We start from the raw sequence: 10910 nt of genomic DNA on the forward strand, positions 1-10910 counted from the left end.
ACCCTGTCCATGGCGATAACGGAGTACCCGGTAAGCAAAGGGTCATGCCGATACCTGCAATTATGAACCGCCTGTCAACAGAAGAAGAGGCTAGATATTGTACCGAGGCCACCAGTGAGAGGCTGCCGGCCAGCTAGCTGCGCGCCAGAAGGCAATAGTTCCTGCGGGTATTCTCCGGGATAATACAGGCAGACCGGAAGCGTCCGATCAGTATAGATAGACATTGAAAGGCATCATAATAAAACCCGATTCAGCAGCGGAGATGGAAGTTTTGCTGTATGAGGAAGCTCATAATGAACAGGTAGCCGGTGAAGAGTGCGCCCAGCAGGATAAAAGCGTGTTTCCTTTTCTTAATGAGGGGAGTGACAGTACTTCCAGATCTAAAAGCGGTATAGCCTGTGTTTTTAGACGCTTAAAGAGGTATCCGGTAGCGGCGACCAGTAAGAACAGCAAACCGGCGATTTTAAGCCCGTTTTCTGAGGGTTTTGATAACAGTTCGGTCGCCCATGTCAGAGAGAGCATAGATATGACCAAAGCAATTGCTGCAGGGATATCAGGCAATTTGCTTTGGGATTTGATATCTTTTTCCAGATAGAGGTAGGCAATGACTATTATTATCAGCAGGATGGGTACATTGATCAGAAAGACCCATGACCAGCCGAGATAACTGGCAATGATTCCGCCGACTGACAGCCCTGCAGCCGAACCTGTTGCTGCAAAGGAACCAAAGATCCCGATGGCTCGGCTGCGTTCCTGCGCGTCAGTGAATAGTAATTGACGATAGAAAATGCGGACGGCATGATCAATGCGGCGCCTAATCCCTGTAGTGTTCTGAAGATTAAAAGGGCGTGGTAAGTATGTGACAAGCCTGCGCCGAGAGAGGTGAGCAGGAAGATGGTGGCTCCCCATAAAAAGACTGTTTTCCGGCCGATATAGTCAGATAATTTGCCACCAAGAATGAGAAAACACCCGTAAATCAACATATATACTCTGAAGTTTATAGCTTGAATCATTTGTTAATCCCAGGTCTTTTTCGATCTTCGGCAGCGCCAGATTGATAATCGCGATATCCAGTGCTTCTACAAAGATGCCCATAGAGGCAATGACCAGTATCAATTTTTTATTCAACAACTTCATACTGCAAAAGTATAAATGACATTTCATTTGAATTGCCATTTATTAAATTTTGGTACAAATGCTCTTTTTAAGGGGCTGAAAGTAGTTATTTGTGCTTTTTGTGACTATAAATTGAGGTGATAGCAGGACAATTGCATACTGACCGGATACTAACAGTGTTCCGGAAGGATTATCCGTCGATGACCACTTCATCAATTTCGCCGTCATGGAAGTAGACCACAATCTCGTGACCTTTATCGTTTGTGGTGTCAAAGGAGATAGACCAGATGGAGCGTTCCTGATTGAAGCGGGGAATTTCCAGAAAGACAGGTGTAAATTCTTCCCGGAAGTTTTTTATCACGAAATATCCTGCCAGTGACGAAACTCTGTTTCGATCGCAGTTTTTATCTGCGGAACATATTTGTCATAGTCCTGTTGCAGGGTAAGGTAAAATTGCTTTTGCTCTTCATCCGGACCTGGCAGATTACCTTCCACGTGTATTTCGATGTTACCATTGGCCGGTTTGAAGAAGGTGTATCCTTCAAAGAAATTCATGGCAGTGTCGCTGGTATTTACGAAGCGTAGCTGTCCGAAAAGCTCATCATTGATTACTACAGGTTTTTTGAAGAAGAAGTCGAATAATCCCATGCTGTAAAATTAAGGAAGTTGTAACATAGTAATCACTATTCTCCGATTCGCGGCACTACAAAACTGAGCAGATTACAGGAGAATATCAGGCATGGTCTTTTATTCTATAGGCACAGCGTCTTGCCCCGGCCAGAATATGATCTACCCGTTCAACCGATACCTTATCTCCCAATACCGCCCTGAAAGTATCCAGTTCCGATTTACAGAAACCCATGCACGCCGTAGCGGCAGCACAGATCGGACAGTGATTCTCTATCAGCAGATATCCTTCTTCATCTTTTATATAAGTGGCCATATAGCCTTCATTATCCCTGATGCGGGCCAGTCCGCCGATCCTTCCTTCCAGATCGGAAACATTCGCCAGTTCTTTCAGGTATTTCTCCTTTCCATCCCGGCCGTTGGCTTCAATGACTTCCAGCAGAGCATCTTCACCCAGAGTATCTCTCATTTTCAGGATGAGCTTTACCGTCAGATCCGCATGGGCATCCGGGAAACGGGCATGTCCCAATGAAGTAAGCGACCATACCTGTTGCGGCCGGCCCTTCCCTTTAGACTCGCTACGCGTTTCCACCAGCCCCTCATTTGCCAGTTTAATTAACTGAAAACGAGCTCCTTCCGTTGTGATGTTCAGGTCTTTGGCCAGTTCGATCAATGGCAAAGGACCTTTTGTCTTCAAAATCCAAACCGCTCTCTCATTATCCGGTAGTGTCATTTTCATAAAAAACAAAGTAAATATTTGGTTAATGCAAATATAGAAAAAATCAATGCGCCAATAATCATAATAAACCAAGTGTTTATTTGGTTTAATACTTTCTTTGTCTACTTTTGCATTATAAATCATCATAAACATGGCTATTCATTCACTACCATCGCTTCCATACGCCTATAATGCGCTGGAACCTGTTTTCGATACCCGGACCATGACCATACATCATTCCAGACATCATCAGGCGTATGTTGACAATCTCAATAAAGCCCTGACGGATACGCCTTATGCGCCTTTGTCATTGGAAGAACTGTTCACCATTATCAAAGATCTGCCGGTTGCCATCCGTAATAATGCGGGTGGACATTATAATCATAGTCTTTTCTGGACTTTATTGACGCCACCCACCTTGCCGGATCTGTCACTGGAAGAGGCGAAGAAGATGAAAGAGCTCGACTTTCCCGCTATATTGGGAAAGAAGCCGGATGACAGCCAGCCTGTCGGAGAACTGGCCGTCGCGATCAATCAGGAATTCGGCTCTTTTGAGCAATTCAAAGCAAAGTTTACCGAAGCAGCGACCACGCGTTTTGGCTCCGGATGGGCATGGCTGATCTGGTCAGCTGAAGAAAAAAAATTAAAGATCACTTCTACTGCGAATCAGGATAATCCATTAATGAAGTTACCTGAGATCATTCCCGGCGAACCATTACTGGGACTAGATGTGTGGGAACACGCTTATTATCTGCATTACGAGAACAAACGTCCTGATTACATTGCAGGTTTCTGGAAACTTGTCAATTGGGATGTTGCGAATGAGCGTTACCAGAAAGCGAGAATAACCCATCTTTCCGGCAGGTATTGACCGGTTCGTATCAGTACTATTTCTTCCCATCATATACAGGTTAAAATTTAAACGCCGCACACAAATAACGATGCGGCATGGGATTGTCATGCCTGTTTGACGGGCATCAGATCAACTATTAAACATTTACGAAAATGACTAACTACGTGAACGCCGGGGGACCTGCCTCTCCCGGTACTGGCAGCGCTTTGCCCCGGACAGGCGGCTTATCCGTCAGGTATATCATTCCTGCTGCGCTTTCTTTACTGCTGCTCGGATCATGCGGGCAACAGGAAGGTGGATATGCGAATAACGGTCCGCAGGAATTTCCTATCTATACTATCCGGCAAACGCCCACCATCCTGAAAGTACAATATCCGGCTTCTCTTGAAGGACAGCAGAACATTGAGATCAGACCAAAGATCGATGGGTATATCCGGGAGATATTGGTAGACGAAGGCGCCTTCGTTAAAAAGGGACAGGTACTTTTTGTGATTGATGCACCACAATATGAACAGGAAGTCAGAACCGCTACGGCGGCCATTCAAAGTGCAGAAGCGGAAGTGAGTGCCGCAAAGTTGCAGGTGAGTAATCTGACGCCACTGGTGAAGAAGGAAATTGTGACGGCTACTGCATTGGAGGCAGCGCAATATAATCTGAAAGCAAAGGAAGCGATACTTTCACAGGCGAAGGCCAGTCTGGCGAATGCACATACCAATATCGGGTATACGCGTATTGTCAGTCCGGTAGATGGCGTTGTCGGCACTATTCCCAATAAGATCGGGAGTCTGGTTAGTCCGGCGGCACCACAGGCTTTGACGATGGTGTCGGATATCCGCAATATCTACGCATACTTTTCCTTTGACGAAAAAGAATTTCTGGCATTTACTGCCAGATACAAAGGGCAGAGCATGCAGGAGAAACTGCAGCAAATGCCTGCTGTAAGTCTGGTGCTTCCTGATGGTAGCAGTTATCCGGAAAAGGGCCGTGTAGAGACCGTAAATGGTATGATTGACAGGGCAACGGGGGCCATCAGTTTCCGGGCTACCTTCCCTAATCCGACGGGTATCATCCGTAGTGGCGGTAGTGCTACACTGGAAATTCCGATGAATCTTTCTTCTGCTTTGCTATTGCCACAGAAAGCTACTTTTGAGATGCAGGGCAGGAAAATGGTGTATGTCGTAGCTGCTGACGGCATGGTAAAAAGCCGGGAGGTACATGTTATGGATATCGGTACCGGCGATAGTTATGTAGTCGAAAGTGGGTTACAGTCAGGCGATAAAGTTGTCGCTGAAGGCATGGGGAATCTCAAGGATAGCATCCTGATCAAACCTGTTCCTGCAAAACCGCTCGCACAGCAATAATATAAGTCCATCGGCAAATTTTATGTATGCTCTCAGGTGATCTGGTATCACCCCGGGGGACAGGCATCGCTTTGTCTTCAATCTATCAACTATGCTAAAGAAATTTATAGAAAAACCGGTACTGTCAACAGTGATCTCTGTGATCATTGTGATACTCGGTCTGCTGGGACTTCTGTCACTGCCGATCTCACAGTATCCGGAGATTGCGCCACCAACCGTAGAAGTAAAAGCTGCTTTTCAGGGAGCGAATGCGGATGTGGTCATGAACTCAGTGATCGTTCCGCTGGAAGAACAGATCAATGGTGTGGAGAATATGAGTTATATGACGTCTACAGCCGGTAATGATGGCAGTGCGACGATCACCATTTATTTTAAACTGGGTACGGATCCTGATCTGGCGGCGGTGAATGTACAGAACAGGGTTTCCAAAGCAACCAGTTTATTACCTGCGGATGTGATCCGTGCAGGAGTCACCACCAGTAAAAAGCAAAGCAGTCAGGTACTCATTTTGAGGTGTACAGTAAGAATAAGTCTTATGATGAAACTTTTCTGCAGAACTATGTCAATATTAATCTGATGCCCCGTTTAAAGCGTGTGAACGGAGTAGGGGATGCGTTTATTTATGGCGCAAGAGATTATTCCATGCGTATCTGGTTAAAGCCTGATGTGATGGCGGTACATGGTCTGATGCCGGCAGATGTGATGGCAAAACTCTCCGAACAGAATATTGAAGCAGCTCCCGGCAAGTTTGGTGAGAATGGTGCACAGGCTTTCCAGTATGTAATCAAATATAAGGGCCGTTTAAAGACCGCGAAGGAGTTTGGTGATATCATTATCCGTTCATCAGGCAATGGACAATTCCTGCGCCTCAATGATATCGCAAAAGTGGAGATGGGTTCTTTGAGTTATGCCAGTTCGACGATTACAGATGGATACGCGGCTACTGCTATTGCCGTGTCGCAATCCTCCGGCTCGAATGCACATGACCTGATCAATCAATGTGAGCGCATACTGGAAGAAAGTGCAAAGGATTTTCCGGAGGGCGTTTATCATATACCTTTCCTGAATGCGAATGAATTTCTGGATGCATCTATTGAGAAGGTCGTACATACATTGATTGAGGCGTTTATACTCGTATTTATCGTTGTTTTTATTTTCCTGCAGGATTTCCGGTCTACATTGATTCCGGCTATTTCGGTGCCGGTGGCAATTATCGGGACTTTCTTTTTCCTGAAGGTCTTTGGTTTCAGTATTAATCTGCTGACATTATTCGCGTTGGTACTGGCGATCGGTATCGTGGTGGATGACGCCATTGTGGTCGTGGAGGCCGTACATGCCAAACTGGATCAGGGGGCTACTTCTGCGAAGAAGGCCACTTTACATGCGATGAGTGAGATCAGTAGCGCGATTGTTTCTATTACGCTGGTGATGGCGGCGGTGTTTGTGCCGGTATCTTTTATCAGTGGTTCGGCAGGTGTATTTTACAAACAGTTTGGTCTGACTCTGGCGATTGCTATTGTGATCTCTGCGGTGAATGCGTTGACGTTAAGTCCGGCGCTTTGCGCTATTTTTCTCAAACCACATGATGCCCATGCGCCTGTAAAAAGAGGGATATTACAGCGTTTTTATACAGGTTTCAATACAGCTTTCCATGCGATGACGGGTAAATATCGTCAGTCTGTTCATTTCCTGATCAGACGTAAATGGGTGGCAGGAGCTGCCATCGTTGGATTCAGTATGGTGTTGTGGTTGCTGGTGAAGACCATTCCTACCGGCTTTGTACCGAACGAAGATGGAGGGGCGATCTTCGGAGATATCATCCTGCCACCGTCATCTTCTCTTGAACGTACTACGGAGCTCTCAGATGAGGTAGCCCGTATTGCAGGCAGTATTCCGGAGGTGGAATCTGTATGTAGAGTGGCAGGGCAGGACCTGATCAGTGGTCCCGGTGGTTCCTACGCCGCTTTGTTTATCCGCTTAAAGCCCTGGGCACAGCGTGCAAAAAAGGGACAGGATATCAGTAGTGTAGTGGGGCAGCTTTTTGGAAGAAACGCACATATCAAAGGTGCACAGGTGATCTTTTTGCGGCGCCTACCCTGCAAGGGTTTGGTAGTTCGAATGGCTTTGAATTTTCTTTACAGGATCTTTCTGCCGGTGATCTGAATGAGTTTGGTGGGGCTATCTATAAATTCCTTGGCGCATTGAACCAGCGTCCGAGATTCAGTATGCGGCGACTTCTTTTAACAATAGTTTCCCGCAATACCAGCTGGATGTGAACGTGGCCCGTTGTGAGGAAGCCGGTGTGCCTGTCAATACCGTATTGAGTACGATGCAGGGTTACTTTGGCGGTATCTATGCGGCCGATTTCAACCGCTTTGGCAAACAGTACAGGGTGATGGTGCAGGGAGATGCATTGAACCGCGCCACACCTGAAAGTATTCACCAGATCATGGTAAGAAATACGGCGGGCCGTATGGCTCCCATCTCTGAGTTTATTACCCTGAAACGAGTGTACGGATCGGAGTTCCTTAACCGCTTTAATCTGTTTAATGCAGCATCTGTTACCGGCGCCCCTAAGCCCGGTTATAGTTCCGGAGACGCGATCCGCGCCATTCAGGAAGTAGCGGCGCAGACTCTGCCTAAACAATATACTTATGAATTTTCTGGTATCACGAAAGAGGAGATTTCCAGTGGCAGTCAGGCGCTGCTCATCTTTTTGCTGTGTCTTGTATTTGTCTATTTCCTGCTTTGCGCACAATACGAAAGTTACGTACTACCTTTTGCGGTACTGCTTTCACTCCCTGTAGGACTGGCAGGCGCTTTCATTTTTGCAAGATATTTGGAGTTGACAACAATATCTTTTTGCAGATTAGTTTGATCATGCTGATTGGCTTGCTGGCAAAGAATGCCATCCTGATTGTGGAGTTTGCGCTGATGCACCGCAGGAGTGGAGAGGATATGGTACGTGCCGCGATCACCGGTGCAAGTGCCCGTCTGCGTCCGATTCTGATGACTTCCTTTGCTTTTATCTTCGGACTGGTACCACTGATGCTGGCCAGTGGTGCAGGTGCAGCCAGTAACAAGTCCATAGGTACAGCGGCTATTGGCGGTATGCTGGTGGGAACTCTTTTTGGAGTCTTTGTGATACCTGTTCTATTTATTCTGTTTCAGTTGTTACATGAGCGTATCAGTGGAGCACCGAAGCCGCATGGTCGTCAGCATACCACAAAGGGACATGAAACAGCCGATCTGATTTTAACGCATGAATGACATGAAAAGAAGATATTTATTGTTACTGCCTTGTGTAACGGTAGTAGCATCCTGTAAGGTGACTAAAACATACCAGCGCCCCGCAACAGATACGGTGGCACAATATAGAGGGCAATCTTTGTCCGATACGATGAACATCGCCCGCTTACCCTGGCGTACCTATTTTCAGGATGCAGATCTGCAGACATTGATCGCAGAGGGATTGAGTAGGAACCTGCATCTGAAGATGGCTATTACGCGTATTGAAGCTGCAAATGCTGCCTATCAGCAAAGTAAAGCTGCCTTTCTGCCGCAGACCGGCTTCAATGCCGGTTATAAGCAATCCCGGCTTGCTTATCCGCAGGGATTCGGATTTGTCACCACAACACCTCAGTATGATATGAGTCTGAGCGCTTCATGGGAAGCGGATATATGGGGCAGATTACGCAGTTCAAAAAAAGCGGCCTATGCTTCTCTGCTTGCCGGTGAGGCGGCAAAAGACCCATACTCACCCGCCTGATCTCTGATATTGCCGGTTATTATTATACCCTGTTGGTACTGGACTATCAGTTGCTGCTGCTGGAAAAGGCAGCAGCCATAAGAAGTGCAGATGTGGAAGCGATGACGGAATTACAACGGTCGAATGTGGTGAACGGAGCTGCCGTTGTGCAAAGTCAGGCAAATGAATATGCGGCACGGGTGGCTATTCCGGTAGTAAAAAAGCAGATCCGGCAGACAGAGAACATACTCAGCACTTTACTGGGAAAGCCGGCGGGTGATATAAAAAGGAGCCGGCTGGAAGAGCAGTCGATACCCGCGATGATTAACAGTGGTGTGCCGGCGCAACTGCTGGCGAACCGTCCGGATGTGCGTCAGGCGGAGCTGGCCTTCAGGGGCGCTTTCGAATCCACCAATATCGCGCGGACAGCATTCTATCCCTCATTGACGCTGACAGCAGCCGGAGGCTTCAGTAGTTTTAGTTTCGGGGATTGGTTTACGAAGAATACGGGTTTGTTTGGTAATGTGGCAGCGGGGGTATTCCAGCCGATCTACAACCGTGGCTTGAATAAATCAAGGTTGAAGATTGCCGAAGCGGAACAGCAGACGGCGTATTATAATTTTCAGCAATCCTTGCTGACGGCAGGACAGGAGGTCTCTGATGCTCTGTTTACTTACTCGTCGGTAGAAGAACGCAAAACGTTCCGCAGTAAACAGATACAGGCGCTGGAAAAGTCGGTTGATTTACGCAGACGCTTTTAAAATATAGCAGCAACACCAATTACATTGACGTATTGACATCCGAACAGAGCTTATTATCAGCCCAGCTGGAGCAGGCTAACGATCAACTGGAGCAATGGATGGCGGTTATCAGCCTCTATCATGCGCTGGGTGGTGGTTGGCAGTAAGCGGATAAACGATTTAAAAGTGTAACAGTTGTAGGTTTAAGCAATCACGGGTATATTCTTATACCTGTGCTCTTTTTCCCTACTTTTGCAGGGATCAGCCTATGCGCTTTTAAATATACTTTTCATGCAGCATTTAGTATAGCGGATGTTTTTAAAGGATTCAGTTTTACGCCAGCCGAAACGGCTTTGGTGGAAGGGAAGTTTAAAACACTACATCTGAAGAAAGGCGATGCTGTATTAAGTGCAGGACAACTGGTGCCTTATCAGTACTATGTGGCAGAAGGTGTCTGCGGGCTTATTATATTGCCGATACCGGGAAGGAGTTCACCTTACAGTTTGCTATTCAGGACTGGTGGATCAGCGATTATACTGCCTTCTTTGCCGAAGGCCATTCTATTTTACATATTGATTGTGTACAGGACGCCGTGGTGCATCAGATCTCAAAAGCCAGCATGGAGCAACTGTACAAAGAAGTGCCCCAGATAGAAAGTTTCTATCGGATTAAGATGGAACGTTTCTTCGCCAGTTTTCAGCGAAGGATACTGTCTGATCTGGCATTGCCTGCAAAAGAGAAATACGCCAATTTTTTGAAGACCTACCCCAACATCGAGAAGCATATCAGGAATTATCACCTTGCCTCTTACTTAGGCATTACAACAGAGAGTCTCAGCCGCATAAGAAAGGAATTAGCCCGGGGTAAATAGGAACTTACCATACATCAATTTTTTGAGACGTGCCGGATGCATCTTTGCATTCGTAAGGACATCATTTACTAACACAAAAACACTTACCCATGGAAAAAGAGATCATTGTTAAATGGAAAATAAAGGCAGCTGCCACCAGTGAAATTCTGGCGTTATTGCCGGAACTGGCTGAAAAGTCAAAGCATGAACCAGGCAATACAGCCTATCACATTTATCAGTCGGAAAGCGATCCCAATGAACTGATCTTACATGAGCGTTATGTGGATGCAGAAGCGGCAGAAGCACACCGGAATTCGGCTCATTATCAGGAGATTGTTGTGGCGAAAGTGGTGCCACATCTCGAAGTACGTGAAGTCATCATTGTTAAAAAAATAGTATAAACCAGTAGTCATTAACCTTAAAATCTGATTGTATGTCAAAGAAAATATTATTCATCGTATCTAATGCCAGTTTTATTGGCCCTGATAATAGACAAACAGGTGTATTCCTGGATGAAGTAGCGCACCTTATGTAGAATTTGATGATGCGCATTACCAGATAGATTTCGCCAGCATCACGGGTGGCGTACCGGCAGTTGATAATCTTACAGCCAGTGAAGAAACCTCCAATGCGCGGTTTATTAAAGATGGCGGATTAGCAAAGATGCAGCACAACCGTAAATTGTCAGATGTAGACACCAGTGGCTATGATGCGGTGTTTGTGCCCGGTGGTCTGGCGCCGATGGTAGATATGCCGGAAGATCGCTGTTGAAAAAAGTAATTGCAGGCTTCTATGATAGCGGTAAAATTGTAGGTGCGGTGTGTCACGGTCCGGTATCACTGCTGAATGTGAAACTGAATGACGGTACTTATCTGATTGCAGGAAAGAATATCACTT

Annotated in this window: 11 protein-coding genes and 2 pseudogenes; 8 read left to right on the forward strand and 5 right to left on the reverse strand. The window is 46.4% G+C overall.

All coding sequences use genetic code 11. The features are described 5' to 3' along the window. Positions 1–288: 288 nt before the first annotated feature. The 5 genes from FEF09_RS35260 to FEF09_RS30030 all read right to left on the reverse strand — a co-directional run bounded on the left by FEF09_RS35260 (position 289) and on the right by FEF09_RS30030 (position 2482). Positions 289–738 carry an MFS transporter gene (locus tag FEF09_RS35260; protein ID WP_409994915.1) on the reverse strand — a complete coding sequence of 150 codons (450 nt, stop codon included), beginning with the start codon at positions 736–738 and terminating at the stop codon, positions 289–291. Then, positions 639–983 (reverse strand): MFS transporter, encoded by a 345-nt coding sequence (locus FEF09_RS31310; protein ID WP_186774640.1) that lies wholly within the window; start codon positions 981–983, stop codon positions 639–641. The genes FEF09_RS35260 and FEF09_RS31310 overlap by 100 nt, the downstream gene beginning before the upstream one ends. 323 nt (positions 984–1306) lie before the next feature. Beyond that, the gene (locus tag FEF09_RS31315; protein ID WP_186774641.1) at positions 1307–1477 is read right to left on the reverse strand and encodes a hypothetical protein; all 171 of its coding nucleotides are present in this window, start codon (positions 1475–1477) and stop codon (positions 1307–1309) included. Next, a complete protein-coding gene (locus FEF09_RS30025; RefSeq protein ID WP_146308567.1) occupies positions 1474–1764 on the reverse strand; it encodes a hypothetical protein in 291 nt (96 codons plus the stop codon). Before FEF09_RS30025 ends, FEF09_RS31315 begins: the two co-directional genes overlap by 4 nt. A gap of 85 nt (positions 1765–1849) precedes the next feature. Then, positions 1850–2482 (reverse strand): helix-turn-helix transcriptional regulator, encoded by a 633-nt coding sequence (locus FEF09_RS30030; protein ID WP_146308569.1) that lies wholly within the window; start codon positions 2480–2482, stop codon positions 1850–1852. Positions 2483–2612: 130 nt separating this feature from the next. Here FEF09_RS30030 and FEF09_RS30035 point away from each other — a divergent pair, with 130 nt between their 5' ends. The 8 genes and pseudogenes from FEF09_RS30035 (at position 2613) to FEF09_RS30060 (ending at position 10414) form a co-directional block, all read left to right on the forward strand. Then, a complete protein-coding gene (locus FEF09_RS30035) occupies positions 2613–3332 on the forward strand; it encodes a superoxide dismutase (RefSeq protein WP_146308571.1) in 720 nt (239 codons plus the stop codon). A 134-nt stretch (positions 3333–3466) separates the two neighbouring features. Then, complete coding sequence (locus FEF09_RS30040) at positions 3467–4675, forward strand: efflux RND transporter periplasmic adaptor subunit (protein WP_146308573.1); 1209 nt, start codon at positions 3467–3469, stop codon at positions 4673–4675. Positions 4676–4766: 91 nt separating this feature from the next. Then, positions 4767–6838: pseudogene (locus FEF09_RS30045) on the forward strand (efflux RND transporter permease subunit). A gap of 115 nt (positions 6839–6953) precedes the next feature. Further along, positions 6954–7945, forward strand: a pseudogene (locus FEF09_RS34645) (efflux RND transporter permease subunit). 1 nt (position 7946) lies between these two features. Beyond that, complete coding sequence (locus tag FEF09_RS34380) at positions 7947–8444, forward strand: TolC family protein (protein WP_261387960.1); 498 nt, start codon at positions 7947–7949, stop codon at positions 8442–8444. 32 nt (positions 8445–8476) lie between these two features. Next, a complete protein-coding gene (locus FEF09_RS34385) occupies positions 8477–9184 on the forward strand; it encodes a TolC family protein (RefSeq protein WP_261387961.1) in 708 nt (235 codons plus the stop codon). A 598-nt stretch (positions 9185–9782) separates the two neighbouring features. Continuing rightward, entirely contained in the window at positions 9783–10034 is a 252-nt protein-coding gene (locus FEF09_RS32510; RefSeq protein ID WP_222597299.1) for a hypothetical protein, read from the forward strand. Between the two features lie 89 nt (positions 10035–10123). Then, positions 10124–10414, forward strand: a complete 291-nt coding sequence (locus tag FEF09_RS30060) for a putative quinol monooxygenase (RefSeq protein WP_146308575.1) — start codon at positions 10124–10126, stop codon at positions 10412–10414. Positions 10415–10910 lie beyond the last annotated feature (496 nt).

The sequence above is a fragment of the Chitinophaga pinensis genome (assembly GCF_007896845.1).
Classification (GTDB): Bacteria; Bacteroidota; Bacteroidia; order Chitinophagales; family Chitinophagaceae; genus Chitinophaga; species Chitinophaga pinensis_C.